This window comes from Citricoccus muralis (assembly GCF_003386075.1).
GTDB lineage: Bacteria > Actinomycetota > Actinomycetes > Actinomycetales > Micrococcaceae > Citricoccus > Citricoccus muralis.
In genome coordinates this window covers 3,235,478-3,251,001 of record NZ_QREH01000001.1, presented here as the reverse complement: position 1 = coordinate 3,251,001, position 15,524 = coordinate 3,235,478, and the positions used below count along the sequence as shown (strand labels likewise).

Below are 15,524 nucleotides of genomic sequence, written 5' to 3'. Positions count from 1 at the left end.
TGGGCGCTGGCCGGGTCGTTGACCGAGGGCGCGTGAAGTCTCGGTTCCCTACGCCTCGGGAACCGTGGCGTAGGCCGGCTCGGCCTTCTTGACCCGGCCGATGACCCACATGGTCACCGGGGACAGGACGATCTCGACGACGGACTTGAACACGAAGCCCACCAAGACGTAGTTGAGGAACGTCGGCAGGTCCGTGATGCCGATGACGCCGGCGGCGATGGAGCAGAACACGAGGGTGTCCAGGAACTCACCCACCAGGGTGGAGGCTGCCAGCCGACCGAAGAGTAGGCGTTCGCCGGAGCGGCGCTTGAGGCGGACCATGAGCCAGGAGTTGGCCAGTTGGCCGACGAGGAACCCGAGCAGGGAGGCGAGCACGATCAGGGGCACGGGTGCCAGGGTACGGACGAGGGCATCCTGGCCGTCGTACCACTCGGCACCGGGCAGGGCGATGATGACCCAGAAGCACAGCGCGGCGAAGACCGAGAGGGCGAACGTGGTGACGATGGCACGCCGGGAGGCCTTGAATCCGTAGACCTCGGAGACCACATCTCCGATGATGTATGCCAACGGGAAGAGGAAGAACCCGCCGTCCGTGACGATGGGCCCGAAGGTCACGCCCTTGGAGGCCCCCAGGTTGGACAGGATCAGCACGACGGCCATGACCGCCGTGAAGATGGCATAGAGGCCGGTGCCGGTGGGGGCGAAGCGGGCGGGGACGTGCTGAGGGGCAGGTGCGGAAGAGTTCACGTGGGGTCCTTGGGCGGTGGTTTGCCGAGGCCTCCAGCGCCCCAGGGCGCGGTGGCGGTCGGCTGTATTAACACTCACTGTGATCCGGACGCGGCGGCTGACGGTCTCAACGACCCCGCGCTCACCCGCTGCCCCGGGTGGCGTTCGAACGACCCCTTATTCTTCCATATCCCTGCTGATGGCGGCCGCTGAGGCCTACTGGATGATCATGGAGATCAGGTCCGGCTCCTGGTCGATGAACCCATACTTCACGGCCAACTCGCCGATGGCCTGGATCTGGTCCTCGCGGACCTCTCCTCCGAGCTCGTCGAGCTTGAGGGCCGTTGCCGCGTCCTCGGGGAGGTTCATGAACTCCGGCAGGAGCTTCTTGGCCTCATCGTTGTTCTCGTCCGTGGCTGCGAGCGCCTCGGTGATGGCCGCCTGGAACTGTTCCACGGTCTCCGGGTTCTCCTCGGCGAAGGTCCCCGAGGTGAACGTGACCATGGTCGGCATGCCCTCGATCGAGTCACGGAACGAGTAGCCGAGAAGCTTGTTGTCGGGGCTCTCCAGTGCGGTGGTCAGGAACGGCTCCGGGATCCAGATGGCGTCCGTGTTCCCCTGCTCGAGCTGAGCCGGCATGTCCTGGAACGGCATCTCCGCGAACTTCACGTCCGCCGGATCGGAACCGCCCTGTTCGGCCAGGTCCATCAGCGTCAGGTCCCCGAGGGTCCGCAGTGCGTTGATGGAGGTGGTCTTGCCCGCCAGGTCGCCGTAGTCCTCGATTCCGGAGTCCACCCGTGTCACGACTCCCGAGGTGTCCTCTCCCTCGTCCGCAGAGTTGCAGTATCCAGCCACGATCTTCATGTCCAGGCCCTGGTCCACGGCCGTGAGGACGGACAACGGGTTGCCGACCCCGAAGTCCATCTGACCGTTGGACACGGCGGGCAGCATGGCGGCGCCGGCATTGGCGAGGGCGATCTCGACGTCGAGGCCGTGCTTTTCGAAGATGCCCTCCTGGATGCCGTACTCGACGGCGATCGAGGCGGCCAGCGGAACGAGGCCGACCGTGACCTGGGTGAGCTCACCGGCCGCCGCGTCGGATCCGCCGGAGTTTGGAGCGTCGCCCGTCCCGGACGGGGAATCGGACGAACAGGCGGTCAGGGCAAGTCCTGCGACGGCGACGGCGGACAGCAAGCTCAGGCGGGATGACGTCATGGCTACTCCTGGATCAAATGTGAGATGGGTCACAATGGAGTCGAATACCTATGACCGTAGCCATAGCCTCGCAAACTGTCTATGATTTTGTTGACAATCTTGTTCAATATCCGTGACACGCTCTCCGAGCAGCACCACGTCCCCACAGGAGCCCGTCCATGACCGAACGCATCCGCGACATCGCCCACCTGTCCACCGTCGAGCTGTACACCCCGAAGTTCGAGGAGTCGCTCTGGTTCTTCCGGGATCTGCTGGCCATGCGAGAGGTCGGCCGCACCACGGAGAACGGCGGCGAGGTCGCCTACCTGCACTGCTGGGACGACTACGAGCCCTACTCCATCAAGCTCACCGAGAAGGAACACGCCGGCGTCGGCCGGGTGGGCTGGCGCGCCCACAGCCCGGAGGCCCTGGAACGCACGGTCGCCCGCATCGAGGCGACGGGACTCGGCGAGGGCTGGGTGGACGGCGAGCAGGGCCGCGGACGCACTTACCGCTTTCAGAACCCGGACCGGCACCTCATGGAGGTCTACTTCGACACCGAGTGGTACGAGGCCACGGATGAGGACCGGCCGGCGCTGAAGAACCAGGCGTCCAAATTCCCCGGCTTCGGCGCCAACGCCCGCCGCCTGGACCACATCAACTACCTCACCGCGGACATGGCCGGCGTGTGCGAGTTCTCCGAGAAGGTGATGGGCGGATACACCACCGAGTTCATCCAGCTCAACGACGGCGACGTCGGCGCCCACTGGTACACCTTCGGCCAGAAGTCCTATGACATGGTCTACTCGGACGACTGGACCGGCACCCCCGGCCGCCTCCACCACGTCGCCTTCGCCGCCGATACGCGCGAGGACATCCTCAAAGCCGCGGATATCTTCCTGGAGAACGGCATCTTCATTGAGTACGGCCCCTACAAGCACGCCATCCAGCAGGGCTTCTTCCTCTACGTATGGGAGCCGGGCGGCAACCGCATCGAGCTGGCGAACCAGGGCTCACGCCTGATCCTGGCCCCGGATTGGAAGCCGGTCGGCTGGACCCAGGAGGAGCGCGCCAGGGGCCAGGCCTGGGGCATGAAGACCATCCCGACCTTCCACACCCACGGCACCCCCGTGGTGGAGGACGCGGACTCCGCGGCGAACCCGCATGAGGCACCGAAGCGTGACGAGGGCTTGGAGTCCTGACCTCGGCCAACTGAGTCGCACGAATTGGCCCCGTATCGCCTCTGCGGGGCCAATTCGTGGGACTCAGTTCTCTGCCGCGTAGGCTCGGCGCATGACCGAGTCCTTTGGATGGTTCGCCGACGCACCTCTGTCTGGCCAGACCTTCGCCCCGCCTCCGCCCCTCGCCGCCAGGCCGCTGTTCGCCGTGGCGTCGGCCGCGGCGTTCGGCGGGCTGAGCCTCGTCGAGCCCCGGCCCCTGGGCTCCGGGGCCCGGGCCGCGTACCGGATCACGACGGCGGCGCTCACCGGTGCGTACACCGCCGCCATCCTGCCCGCCGGGACCACGGCGGGGATGCCCGCGCGCTACATGGGCGGGCCACGCGGACAGTTCGTCCCCCTCTGCTCCATCGGGCGCGGCTCGGCGGCGCTGGCTGCCGGCGGCCTGATGCTGGGCCTGGCCGACCCGCTCGAGGCCTTGGACGCCCGCATCACGGGCTGGCTCACCGAGCACGGGGTGCGCAACCCGCGCTGGTGGATGGCCGGCGTCGGGGTCGCGGTGGTGGCGGCGGGCTGGGCCGCCGACCGGGCCGAGCTGCGCAGCCTGCAGAGCTCCCACGAAGAAGCCCGGCAGGCCTTGGAGAACACGGATGAGAACCTCGGCCTCGCCGACCCGGCCATGACGGCCGTCCTGGACGCCCTGTTGCAACCCGGGGTCACCGGCGTCGAGGCGTTGCGGGTCCAACTGGACTCGGTCCAGCAGCGGGATGCGGAAGCCGGGTTCATGACGGACGCCTACCTGGCCGTGGGCGAGGAGACCCCGCGCATCGCGCCCCGCACGCAGGTCTGGCCGGTGAAGGCACGCTTCCAGCGCGGTGAGGCCGCGTTCGAGATCGAGCTGCAGATTCACGAAGGTCGACTGGAGTCGCTGGCGATCATGCTGGCCGAAGAGCCCTCCAGCCCGGGGAGCGAGGTCGATCAGGACGAGGCCATCAACTCCCTGACGGCCTGGCCCGCAGTGGAGGAGCTCGACCTCGTCACGGAGACTGCCGACCCGCTCACCTGACGGCCACCCGGTTGAGTCGGGAATGATTCACGTTTTCGGCGGCCAAAAGCGTGAATCGCTCCAGACTCAACGTGAGGGCGGCGCGCTCAGAACCCGATCTCGGCGCGCTGCTGCGTCTCCGCGGCGTGCTTGGCCTCCGCCTTGACCAGGATCTCGGCCGCACTCCCCCACGGGACCACCGCGACGCCGTCGTCATCGCCGAGCACCAGGTCACCAGGGTGCACCACCACGGTCCCGACGGCGGCCGCCACCCCGGACTGGAACGGTCCGTTGCGATAGGGCCCAGCTGGGGTGGTGCCGCGCGCGAAAACCGGGAAGCGCATCTCCTGGAGGTCCACGGCGTCGCGGACGCTGGCGTCCAACACGAAGCCGACGCAGCCGCGGGCCATCGCACGGCCGGCGATCAGCTCGCCGATCAGCGCACGATGAGTGGCCGCCTGGCCGTTGACCACCAGCACGTCTCCTGGCTGCAGGGTGGGAATGGTCTCGTGGATGCCCAGGTTGTCTCCGCCGGCCACGGTGACCGGGACGGCGCGGCCGGCCAGCTTGGCGCCGGCGGAGGGCCAGACGGACTGGATGCCGGAATCAAGCACGTTGAGCCGGTCCATGGCGTCACCGACGTTCGCCACCGGCAGGGCCGCGAAGCGTTCGATCAGCTCCGCCTCGGACAGCTGGGCGGCGGCCTCTGCGGCCTCGGAGGGGACACTCACAGGCTGTCCACCACGTTCGGGACCAGGCGCATGAAGGCCTCGGCCTGGCGGATCTCCTTGTTGCCGGTGACCTTGCGGGCGTGGTTGCCGCGGTGCTCGGCGCGCTCGGCGTAGTAGGACTGCAGGTAGACCTGCGCCTTCATCTCAGCCATGGCGGCCTTCTTCTGCTCGAAGACCGCGGTGATGTCCACGAAGACGGACGGCACGAAGCCGCACAGCTCGGGCTGGTGCGGCTCGAAGACGAGGAACTCGCTCGGGGGGGCGGTCTTGAACCCGGACTCGACGCCGGCCCCGGAAGTCATCAGGCGGGCCTTCTGGACCATCTCGTAGGCGACCGGATGGTCCGGGTTGAAGGGGTCCTTGTCCGGGTGCGTCAGCACCACGGTCGGGGCGAACTCACGCATCAGGTCGGCCAGCCGCTCGATGTCCGAGTGGTCGTTGACCAGGGGGTAGTCGCCCAGATCGAAGGCTTCGAAGGAGGCACCCAGGTGTTGGGAGGCCTTCTCGGCCTCCTGGTGGCGGATGCGCTTCACGTTCTCCTCGGTCTGCCCCTCCTCCTGCCACAGGACCCCGGATTCGCCGCGCTCACCGTAGGTCAGGGCGACGACCTTCGCCTCACCGCCGGCCTGGACGAACGTGGCGACGGCACCGGCCGCACGCCAGACGAAATCAGCGGAATGGGCCCCGACCACCAGGAGGCGGCCGGCGGAACGGTCGGAGGGGGAACTGCTGGTCATGGTGGGGTTCCTTTCGGGGGTGTCAGCGCCGGTGCGCCGGTGCTGGATGCTCACTCTCGCCCCCAGCGTAGACACGAACCTATGGAACTGCCAACAAAATTGTTGACAATCCAACTCCCTACGGGGATAGTGACATGTGTTTCAGATCACCGCACGACGACTTCCACCGATGCACCCGTGACCAGATCCGAGAAAGGTTTCGATCCTTGTCCTCGAACCACCCCGTCGCTCCCGCCGCAGAGACACTCCACTCCCCGACGCCGCCAGCCGGCGCGGTAGCCCCCACCCCCGCCGAACAGCGCAAGGTCCTCGGCGCGAGCTTCGTGGGCACCGCCATCGAGTGGTACGACTTCTTCATCTACGGCTCGGCGGCAGCCCTGATCTTCGGACCGCAGTTCTTCCCGAGCGAGGACCCCATCACCGGGACCCTCTCCGCCTTCGCCACCTTCGCGGTCGGGTTCATCGCCCGGCCGATCGGCGGGCTGCTCGCCGGTCACTTCGGCGACCAGATCGGCCGCAAGAAGATGCTGCTGATCACCATGCTGGTGATGGGCGGCGCCACCGTGGGCATCGGCCTACTGCCGAACTTCGCGGCCATCGGCGTCTGGGCGCCGATCCTGCTGGTGGTGCTGCGCTTCGTCCAGGGCCTGGGCGTGGGTGGCGAGTGGGGTGGTGCCGTCCTCATGGCGGTTGAGTACGCCCCGCGGAACCGGCGCGCCCTGTTCGGCGCATTCCCGCAGATGGGCCTGCCGGTCGGCATCATCGTGTCCAACCTGGTCTTCATCCTCGTCACGGCCACCCTCGCCCCGGAGGCGTTCGCAGCCTGGGGCTGGCGCGTCCCGTTCCTGGTCTCCGCCCTGCTGATCATCGTGGCCCTCTACCTGCGGTTCAAGGTCGAGGACTCCCCGGTCTTTCAGCAGACGCAGAAGAACGACGAGGTGCACCGCTTCCCTCTCGGCGAGCTACTGCGCCACCACGGTTGGACCACCCTGCTCGCCGGCCTGGCCTCCGCCGCCTCCCCGGCCATCGGCTACCTCTACTCCGTGTACATGCTCTCCTACGGCACCGAGGCACTGGGCCTCCCCCAGCCCACCATGCTCTGGCTGATCGTCGGCGGCGCCGTGGTCCACCTGGCCACAGTGCTCCTGGGAGCCTTGTTGGCGGACCGGTTCCGGCAGAAGCCCGTCTTCGTAGCCGGCGCGGTGCTCGTGGTCCTGGGGGCCTTCCCGTTCTTCTGGCTCGTGGACACGGCCCAGCCCGTGCTCATCCTGCTCGGCTTCGCCGTCCTCCTGCTCGCCCAGTCGTTCATGGCCGGCCCGCAGGCGGCCCTGGTGGCCGAACTGTTCCCCGCCAACGTTCGCTACTCGGGCGCCTCCACGGCCTACCAGATCGGCTCGATCATCGGCGGCGGGTTCGCCCCGCTGATCGCCACCAGCCTCTACGCCAGCTTCGGTGCCTCCTGGCCGATCTCGCTGTACATCCTGGCCCTCGGGGTGCTGGCGCTGGTGGCTATCCTGCCGCTGAAGACCGGCCGCTTCGATGCCTCCTGGGAGAGCTCGCGGTAGCAGATCACGACGCCGGTTCCCCGCCCAGGCGATGTTCCGTGCGGCGGAAAGACACCTCAGGATTGCTCGGCCCGGGGACCACAATTGACCCGACACGGCCATGCCGGCACTCGGAACGGCACCGGCCGCCAGCCCCACCCTGAGCCTCGGCTCCCGCCACCCCACCGGAGGAACCATGACCACCCAGCCCCTCGAAGACCTGCGCCAGACCTTGGCCGCGGACGGCTACATCCTGCAGATCGACGAGTCCGGTGACCGGCTTGACGCCCGCATCCGTGCCGAGGACGGTGTCTGCGGGGACTGCCTGGTGCCCAAGAACCTGATGGCCGCCATGATCTCCAACGCCACCGGCACGGCCGCTGACGCGATCGACATCACCTACCCCACGGAGATCGGCGACGACGGCCAGCTCGTCTGAACCTTGTCTGAACACACCGCCGGCCGGGGGCGCTGCCCCCGGCCGGCGGTGTGTGGCGGTGTGTTCATCGGACTGGCATCACTGCTCCACCCAGACCCGGTCATACAGGACCCCACTGTTGACCACGAGGGCCGGGATGGGCGTGGTGAGTCCGGGGCCGTGGACGCCCTTTCGGACCACCTGGGCCGGGGAGAAGGCCATACCGAACGGTCCGTAGGCCTCGTCAGAGATCATCTTCGCGGCCTGTTTGTAGAGTTCGCCGCGCTCCTCCTGGTCCACGGTGGACGCGGCATTCGTCAGCACTTCATCGAGTTCGGTGTTCAGATTCTCCTCCAGCGCCTGGGTCGCCGTCTCCGCACCCTCCGGCAACGGAGTGCCACTGAACGGAGACGTGGAGCCGAAGCGGACGGCCACGCCGATGCCGGCAGCGGGCTCCCATGCGCCGGCGGTCTGGAGCATGGACTCCCACTCCCCGCTGGTGAACTTGGTGATCACGTCACCGAGAGGTTTGGAGTCGATCGTGACGTCGATCCCGGCGTCCTGCCACTGGGTCTGTAGCGCGGTCGTGACCTGGCGGGCGGTCACGATGTCCGTGGTGCCCAGCTCGACCGTGAGTCCGCCGATCTCCTCGACCAGCTTCCGGGCCTTCTCCGGATCGTAGGTGCGGTATCCCTCGACCTCCGGCTCATGGAACAGGCCGCCGGAAGCGGTGAAGGACTGCGACATGTCACCCTGACCGCCGAAGAGTCCCTCGTTGATGGCCTCGAAGTCCGTGGCGTAGTAGATCGCCTCCCGCGCCTTCTTGTCATCGAACGGCGCCTTGCGCGTGTTCAGCTGGATCACGTACGGAGACGTCGGCGCACCGGGAGTGACGGTCAAGTTCGGGTTCTCCTGCGCCTGCTCGATCAGCGTGACCGAGCTCAGACCCTCGATCGCATCGCCCTGACCGGCCTGCAACGTCTGGTACAGCACCTGGTCGCCGCCCACGGACTGGAAGGACAACTCGTCCAGGTACGGCATGCCGTCCTTGAAATAGTCCTCGTTCCTGGTCAGCTCCAGACGTTCGGACAACCGATTGGCGTCGACAGTGAAGGGCCCAGCCGCTACTGGCGACTGACTGTACTGGTCCGCACCCATCTCCTGATACGCAGTGGGCGAGCCGATGAAGTTCAGGCTGGTGGAGGGCATGGCGTTGACGAAGGCACCATTGGCCACGGAGAAGTGGACCTCGAAGGTGAGGTCGTCCACGGCCTGGACGGCTCCGAGCCGTTGTTCGATCACAGCCTCATCCACGTCTTCGGGCAGGGCGGCATAGAGGTCGTCCAAGAACTGCTGGTCCAGTTCCGGCATGTCCCGCGTGAGATCGAGGTCCAGCTGGGGCGTACCCGTGCTGCCGGAACTCAGGGCACGGATCCAGTTCCACACCACCGCATCAGCGTTCAACGGGGATCCGTCGGAGAAGGTGATGCCTTCCCGGAGCTTCACCGTCAGGGTCAGCCCATCTTCCGAGAATTCATAGCTCTCGGCCTGGTTCGGCACGATCTCCGCGTTCTGCCCGTTCTCGTCCGCCTCGAGCGTGAACAGCCCGCCGAAGATCGCCGAGTTCTGTGGCATGTTGGCCCCGACCGTATTGGAGGTGGCCGGGTCCAGCCCGGTGGACCATCCGCCGGCGAAACCGGCATCGAGTAGTACGGTCAGGTCACCGCCGGTCTGCGGCTCGCCCACGCTGGCGGCGGCTTCGCCGGCCTCGCCTTCAGCGTCGGGCTCTCCTCCACCGCAACCAGCGAGGACGAGACTGAGGCTGGCCGCCAGGGCCAGGGTGCCGAGGAGCCCGCGGCGCGGACCGATCTGGCGGTGCATGGTGTTCATGACGACTCCCAAGAGGACGATGATGGAGGATCAGTCAGAGTGATTGACGTCACATTGACTTCACGGAAGTCTGTCCCAGCTGGCCGGCAGCTACCATGCACCTTCCGTCGGACGAAAGGCGCTACGCGGGCAGGGCGTCCTTGACGCCCTCCGGATGTCCATTGGTGGGCAGACCGTCGTCGTCCAAGGGGAAATGGCAGGCCACGAATCCGCCGCCGGAGCACGGTTCCAGCCTCGGCTCCACGGCAGCACAGACATCCTGGGCAAAAGGGCAGCGGGTGCGGAACCGGCACCCTGAGGGCGGATCCAGCGGACTCGGAACATCACCGGGCAGGGTGATGGGCCGCTTGGCCACCCCAGTCTCCGGGTTGAGGCCGGGCACCGAGTCCAGCAGTGCACGCGTATAGGGATGGCGCGGCGTCTCATACATCCGATTCGAGGGGGCGATCTCGGCCAGTTGGCCGAGATAGAGCACGGCGACCCGGTCGCTGACCTGCTTCACCGTGGCGAGGTCGTGGGCAATGAAGAGGTAGGACAGCCCCAGTTCGACGCGGAGCTTCTCGAACAGGTTGATCACCTGAGCCTGGATGAGGACGTCCAGGGAAGAGATGGCCTCGTCGCAGATGATGACCGCCGGGTCCAGGGCGATCGCCCGGGCGATGGCGACTCGCTGAGCCTGTCCACCGGACAATTCCATGGGCCTGCGCCGCAGGTAGGTGTCCGGGTCCAGGCCAACGAGATCCAGAAGCTCCCGCACCTTCGCCCGGCGTTCCTGCCGATTCAGTGAGCGGTGGCTGTCCAGTGGCTCGGCCACCACGTCCTCGATCCGCCACCGCGGGTTCAGGGAGCTGAAGGGGTCCTGGTAGACCATCTGGAAATTGGCCCAGACCTTCTTCAGATCCTTGCGGTTGAGCCCGGTGAGGTCCTCGCCCCTGAACACCACGGATCCTGATTTCGGCCGGTCGACCTGTATCACGGCACGGGCCAAGGTGGACTTTCCCGAGCCGGTCTCCCCCACGATCCCGAGAGTCTCGCCGGGCATCAGGTCGAACGAGATGTCGGAGACGGCATGGACCACGCCTTCCTTCACTCCCCCGGGTCCACGGCTCTCAAACTCCTGGACGATGTTCCTGACGGACAGCAGTGGCTCACGGCTCTTCGAGCCAATGTCTTCGAGACAGTTCTCCGTGGTCATGAGCGAGGCTCCTCTTCCGGCTCCACTACACCGTGTTCTCCATCGATTCCCGACGCCGGCCCTTCAGTCAGCGCACCGGTCACCGGATGCCAGCACGCGTACCAGTGGCCGGCCTCGTGCTCCTGCAATGCCGGCGCCGTGACGCAGGTCTCGGTCGCCCGGACACATCGCGGCCGGAACGGGCAGCCTTCGATCCGCTGGGAAGGATCCGGCGGGTGCCCGCCGATGACGGTCAGGGCCGAGTGGGACGGCCGGGACACCTGGGGAATGGCTTCCAGGAGTGCGCGGGTATACGGCATCCTGACGTTGGCGAAGAGTTCCGAGGTCTCGGCCTGCTCCACCACTTGACCGGCATACATCACGAGCACTTCGTCGGCATAGCTGGCGGCCAGTCCCAGGTCGTGGCTGATCATGATGACCGCAGTCCCGAGCCGCTCGCGCAGGTCGACCAGCAGCTCCATGATCTGGGCCTGGGTGGTCACGTCCAAGGCCGTGGTCGCCTCGTCCGCGATGAGCACTTTGGGATCAGAAGCCAGTGCGATGGCGATCATGACGCGCTGGCGCATGCCGCCGGACAGCTGGTGGGGATACTGATGGAATCTCTTCTCGGGGGCGGGCAGCCTGACGAGTTTGAGAAGCTCGATGGCCCTCGCCGCTGCGTCCTTGCGGCCGATCGGTCGATGAGTCCGGACCGATTCCACGATCTGCGCACCCACCGACATGGTCGGGTTCAGCGAGCGCGCCGGGTCCTGGAAGACCATGGAGATCTCCTGACCCCGTACCAACCTCATCTTCCGGTCACTCAGGCCCACCAGTTCCCTGCCGTCGAGGTCCGCGGACCCAGAGACTTTGGCGCTGGGCGGCAACAGGCCCATCAGAGCGCGAACGGTGACGGACTTGCCGGAGCCCGATTCGCCGATGATGGCCAGCATCTGCCCGGGCCGGACGTCGAAGGAAACGCCCTTGGCGGCCCGGATGCGCTTGCCGGCCCGCGTGAACGTGACGTGGAGGTCCCTGACGCTGAGGATCGGCTTGTCTCCGTTCCCGCCAGTGGTGGCCGGCTCTGGTGTGATGGTCATGGTCGTGCTCATCGCCCACTCATCTCGTCGCGGATGTTCTCACCCAACAGGTTGAAGGACAGTACCGTGGCCAGCAGGGCCAGGCTGGGCCACAACACCAGCAGCGGTGTGGCGGACATCGATTGCTGGCCCTCGAAGATCATGTTTCCCCAGCTCGGTGCGGGCGGTGGGATGCCCAGGCCGAGGAAGCTCAGGGCACCCTCCGTCACGATCACGATCCCCATGCCGAGCATGGCGAAGTTCAGCATCTGCGGGCTGATGTTCGGCGCTACATGCCGCAGCAGGATGCGCCAGGCAGGGCTGCCGCTGAGCTCGGCGGCCTGGAGGTACGGCATGGTCATCACCCTCAGCGTGGCCGAGCGGGCCACTCGGGCCACGGCCGGGATGCTGAAGGCGGACAGCGCCAGGATGGTGTTCGGGATACTCGGGCCCAGGGCCTGGGCGATGAAGATGGTGAGGACCAGGGAGGGGAAGGCGATGAACACGTCCAGGACCCGCATGATGAGGTTGTCCACCCGGCCGCCGACATAGCCGGACAAGGCGCCGATGCCCCCACCGACGGCGAGGCCGATGAGGTTGACCGAGATGGCCACGATCAGCGACGACTGGCCACCGTGCAGCAGCCGGGCCAGGACGTCGTTGCCGTTGATGTCCGTGCCCAGCAGGTGACCGGGGCTGCCCGGCGGCAGGGCGCTTTCCAGGATGCTGCCGCCGACCGGGGCCGGAACGGGAAACACGTACGGGGCCACGAAGCAGGCCAGCAGCAGCAGGCTGACGAAGGCCACCGGCAGGCCGACCACCAGGCGTTGGCGCAGGCGGCCCCAGCGCAGGTCGGAATCGTCGTGAACATCGGGCAACGCGGCGAGGACCGCGGGGGCTTCAGTGACTGCCATAACGGATCCTTGGGTCGAGGACGGCATACATCAGGTCGACGACGAGGTTGGCGAGCACGGCCACGGCCGCGAAGATGAACACGCACATCTGCACCACGGCCACGTCCTGGGACATGGCGCCCTCCAGCATCATCATGCCCATCCCGGGCATCGCGAAGATCTGTTCGATGATGACCGTGCCACCCACCAGGGTGCCGATGTTCAGGCCCACGATGGTCAGCAACCCGAAGGAGGAATTGCGGAAGGCATGGAGCCAGAGGACCAACCCGGGGCGGACGCCCTTGGACCGAGCCGTGTCCACGTAGTCGGCGGAGTTCATCTGCTCGACGAGGTCGCCGCGCAGGAAACGGGTATAGAAGGCTGCCAGGGGGACGGCCAGGGCCAGGACCGGCATGGCGACCGATCTCAGGTTGGGTACCAGCCCGTCCTCCAGGGGGACGAACCCGATGGCGGGCAGCATCTGGAGCGTGATGGCGAAGACCAGGACGAGCAGCATGGCCAGCACGAAGTTCGGAATGGCCAACATAGTCATGGCGACCACCATGGTGGCCCGGTCGAACAGCCCGCCGGGCTTGCGTGCGGCCATCAGGGCCACCGGGATCGCGATCCCGAGGGAGACCACGAAGGCGAGGACGACCAGTTCCAGGGTGACGGGGGCGCGATCGGCGATCATGTCCGCCACTGACTGGCCGCTGACGGACGATTGGCCGAGGTCCCCGCGGAAGAGGCCGAAGAGCCAGCCGAAATATCGCTCCGGGGCGGGCCGGTCCAGGCCCATCCGCTGGCGGACGGCTTCGACCTGCTCCTCGGAGGCATCCATGCCGGCCTGGTTGCGCGCCGGGTCCCCGGGCATCATCTCCAGCAGCACGAAGACCAGGACGCTGATGGCCAGCAGCAGCGGAATGGTCATCAGCAGGCGGCGGCCGAACAGCCTCAGCAGGGGCGAGCCGCTGCTGGTGCCCTGGGTGGCCCTGCGCCTGTGCCCGCCGGGCGGATCGCCCCCCTCCGGTCGGGCCGCGCGCGAGTGGATCGCGGTGTCAGTCACTGTTCAACCCACACGCGCTCGTAGATGACCCCGGGATTGACCGCCAGGGCAGGAATCGGGGTGGTGAGCCCGGGGCCGTGGACGCCCTTGCGGACCACCTGGGCCGGGGAGAAGGCGATGCCGAAGGGACCGTAGGCCTCGTCGGAGATCATCTTCGCGGCCTGCTGGTAGAGCTGTTCACGTTCCTGTTCGTCCACCGTTCCGGCGGCGTCCTGGATGACCTGGTCCAGGTCGGTCTGCAACCCACCTGCCAGGGCGTCGGCCGCGGTGCTGGCTCCCTCCGGCAAGGGGGTCCCGCTGTACGTGGAGGTGGAGCCGAAGCGGACGGCCACGCCGATGCCGGCGGCCGGGTCCCATGCGCCGGCGGTCTGGAGCATGGACTCCCACTCCCCGGTGCCGAATTTGGTGATGACGTCACCGAGAGGTTTGGAGTCGATCGTGACGTCGATCCCGGCGTCCTGCCATTGGGTCTGTAGCGCGGTCGTGACCTGGCGGGCGGTCACGATGTCCGTGGTGCCCAGCTCGACCGTGAGTCCGCCGATCTCCTCGACCAGCTTCCGGGCCTTCTCCGGATCGTAGGTGCGGTATCCCTCGACCTCCGGCTCATGGAACAGGCCGCCGGAAGCGGTGAAGGACTGCGACATGTCACCCTGACCGCCGAAGAGTCCCTCGTTGATGGCCTCGAAGTCCGTGGCGTAGTAGATCGCCTCCCGCGCCTTCTTGTCATCGAACGGCGCCTTGCGCGTGTTCAGCTGGATCACGTACGGAGAGGTGGGCGCCCCCAGTGTGGTGGTGACCTGGGGATTGGATTGGGCCTGTTCGATCAGAGTCAGGGAGCTCAGGCCCTCGATCGCATCCCCCTGGCCGGCCTGCAACGTCTGGTACATCACCTGGTCTCCGGCCACGGACTGGAAGGACAGCTCGTCCAGGTACGGCAGGCCGTCCTTGAAGTAGTCCTCGTTCTTGTCCAGGTCCAGACGCTCACTGATGCGGTTGGCTTCCACCGTGAACGGACCTGCCGCCACGGGGGCCTGACTGAACTCCTGGGCACCCATCTCCTGATACGCCGTGGGCGAGGCGATCAGATTCAGATTGTTGTAGGGCATGGCGTTCACGAGGGCACCGTTCGCCGTGGCCAGGTGGATCTCCAGCGTCACGTCATCCACGGCACGGATGGCTCCCAGACGCTGCTCGATCAACTCCTGGTCTACGTCATCGGGCAGGGCCGCGTAGAGGTCGTCCAGGAACTGCTGGTCCAGTTCCGGCATCGGCAGGTCATGGGCCAGGTCCAGTTGCGGGGCTCCCGTGCTCCCCGAGCTGAGGTTGCGGATCCAGTTCCACAGGACGGCCTCGGCGTCCATGGGCGTCCCATCCGAGAAGGTGATGCCCTCCCGGAGCTTCACGGTCAGGGTCAGCCCGTCCTCCGAGAACTCGAAGCTCTCGGCCTGATGGGGAACGATCTCCGCGTTCTCGCCGTTCTCATCGGCCTCCAGCGTGAACAGCCCACCGAAGATCGCCGAGTTCAGCGACTGGTTCGCCCCCACCGAGTTGGAGGTCGCCGGGTCCAGCCCGGTGTCCCAGCCGCCGGAGTACCCGGCGTCCAGGAGCACCGTCAGGTCCCCGCCGGACTGTGGCTCACCCACCGCGGCCTCCCCGTTGTCCGAGACGTTGGTGCCAGCATCTCCGGCTCCGCAGCCGGCGAGGACGAGGCCCAGGCTGGCCGCCAGGGCAACGGTTCCCAGGAACCCGCGGCGCGGGGCTTTCTGGCGTGGTGTACAGCTCATGACGACTCCCCAGAATGGTGGACGACGGGTCCGGGATGTGATCTACCGCACATCTCGCTTACGAG

Annotated in this window: 14 protein-coding genes; 4 read left to right on the top strand and 10 right to left on the bottom strand. The window is 67.0% G+C overall.

Annotation, left to right across the window (positions count from 1 at the left end):
• Window positions 1-48 precede the first annotated feature (48 nt).
• Together C8E99_RS14500 and C8E99_RS14495 are read right to left on the bottom strand one after the other, a co-directional pair.
• Entirely contained in the window at window positions 49-747 is a 699-nt protein-coding gene (locus tag C8E99_RS14500; RefSeq protein ID WP_115932895.1) for a queuosine precursor transporter, read from the bottom strand.
• Between the two features lie 195 nt (window positions 748-942).
• On the bottom strand, window positions 943-1,941 hold the full coding sequence (locus tag C8E99_RS14495) for an ABC transporter substrate-binding protein (protein ID WP_115932894.1): 999 nt from the start codon (window positions 1,939-1,941) through the stop codon (window positions 943-945).
• A gap of 158 nt (window positions 1,942-2,099) precedes the next feature.
• Here C8E99_RS14495 and C8E99_RS14490 point away from each other — a divergent pair, with 158 nt between their 5' ends.
• Window positions 2,100-3,122, top strand: a complete 1,023-nt coding sequence (locus tag C8E99_RS14490; protein WP_115932893.1) for a VOC family protein — start codon at window positions 2,100-2,102, stop codon at window positions 3,120-3,122.
• Between the two features lie 91 nt (window positions 3,123-3,213).
• Window positions 3,214-4,164 (top strand): hypothetical protein, encoded by a 951-nt coding sequence (locus C8E99_RS14485; RefSeq protein ID WP_115932892.1) that lies wholly within the window; start codon window positions 3,214-3,216, stop codon window positions 4,162-4,164.
• An 86-nt stretch (window positions 4,165-4,250) separates the two neighbouring features.
• On the opposite strand, the gene C8E99_RS14480 is transcribed toward C8E99_RS14485, so the two are convergent.
• Window positions 4,251-4,874 carry an RraA family protein gene (locus C8E99_RS14480; RefSeq protein WP_245952372.1) on the bottom strand — a complete coding sequence of 208 codons (624 nt, stop codon included), beginning with the start codon at window positions 4,872-4,874 and terminating at the stop codon, window positions 4,251-4,253.
• Window positions 4,871-5,611, bottom strand: coding sequence for a PIG-L deacetylase family protein (locus tag C8E99_RS14475; protein WP_115932891.1), 741 nt, complete (start codon window positions 5,609-5,611; stop codon window positions 4,871-4,873). The genes C8E99_RS14480 and C8E99_RS14475 overlap by 4 nt, the downstream gene beginning before the upstream one ends.
• Before the next feature lie 206 nt (window positions 5,612-5,817).
• Between C8E99_RS14475 and C8E99_RS14470 the strand changes: the two genes are divergently transcribed.
• Together C8E99_RS14470 and C8E99_RS14465 are read left to right on the top strand one after the other, a co-directional pair.
• The gene (locus C8E99_RS14470) at window positions 5,818-7,176 is read left to right on the top strand and encodes an MFS transporter (protein ID WP_245952370.1); all 1,359 of its coding nucleotides are present in this window, start codon (window positions 5,818-5,820) and stop codon (window positions 7,174-7,176) included.
• A 175-nt stretch (window positions 7,177-7,351) separates the two neighbouring features.
• Entirely contained in the window at window positions 7,352-7,594 is a 243-nt protein-coding gene (locus C8E99_RS14465) for a hypothetical protein (protein ID WP_147301249.1), read from the top strand.
• Between the two features lie 78 nt (window positions 7,595-7,672).
• On the opposite strand, the gene C8E99_RS14460 is transcribed toward C8E99_RS14465, so the two are convergent.
• The 6 genes from C8E99_RS14460 to C8E99_RS14435 form a co-directional block, all read right to left on the bottom strand.
• Window positions 7,673-9,463, bottom strand: a complete 1,791-nt coding sequence (locus tag C8E99_RS14460; protein WP_115932888.1) for an ABC transporter substrate-binding protein — start codon at window positions 9,461-9,463, stop codon at window positions 7,673-7,675.
• Window positions 9,464-9,584: 121 nt separating this feature from the next.
• Window positions 9,585-10,658: an ABC transporter ATP-binding protein gene (locus C8E99_RS14455; RefSeq protein ID WP_115932887.1), complete on the bottom strand. Its 1,074-nt coding sequence runs from the start codon at window positions 10,656-10,658 to the stop codon at window positions 9,585-9,587.
• A complete protein-coding gene (locus C8E99_RS14450; protein ID WP_115933517.1) occupies window positions 10,655-11,737 on the bottom strand; it encodes an ABC transporter ATP-binding protein in 1,083 nt (360 codons plus the stop codon). The genes C8E99_RS14455 and C8E99_RS14450 overlap by 4 nt, the downstream gene beginning before the upstream one ends.
• A gap of 8 nt (window positions 11,738-11,745) precedes the next feature.
• The gene (locus tag C8E99_RS14445; RefSeq protein ID WP_115932886.1) at window positions 11,746-12,630 is read right to left on the bottom strand and encodes an ABC transporter permease; all 885 of its coding nucleotides are present in this window, start codon (window positions 12,628-12,630) and stop codon (window positions 11,746-11,748) included.
• Window positions 12,617-13,675, bottom strand: coding sequence for an ABC transporter permease (locus C8E99_RS14440; RefSeq protein WP_211309063.1), 1,059 nt, complete (start codon window positions 13,673-13,675; stop codon window positions 12,617-12,619). The genes C8E99_RS14445 and C8E99_RS14440 overlap by 14 nt, the downstream gene beginning before the upstream one ends.
• Complete coding sequence (locus C8E99_RS14435) at window positions 13,672-15,459, bottom strand: ABC transporter substrate-binding protein (RefSeq protein WP_115932885.1); 1,788 nt, start codon at window positions 15,457-15,459, stop codon at window positions 13,672-13,674. Before C8E99_RS14435 ends, C8E99_RS14440 begins: the two co-directional genes overlap by 4 nt.
• Between the last annotated feature and the right edge of the window lie 65 nt (window positions 15,460-15,524).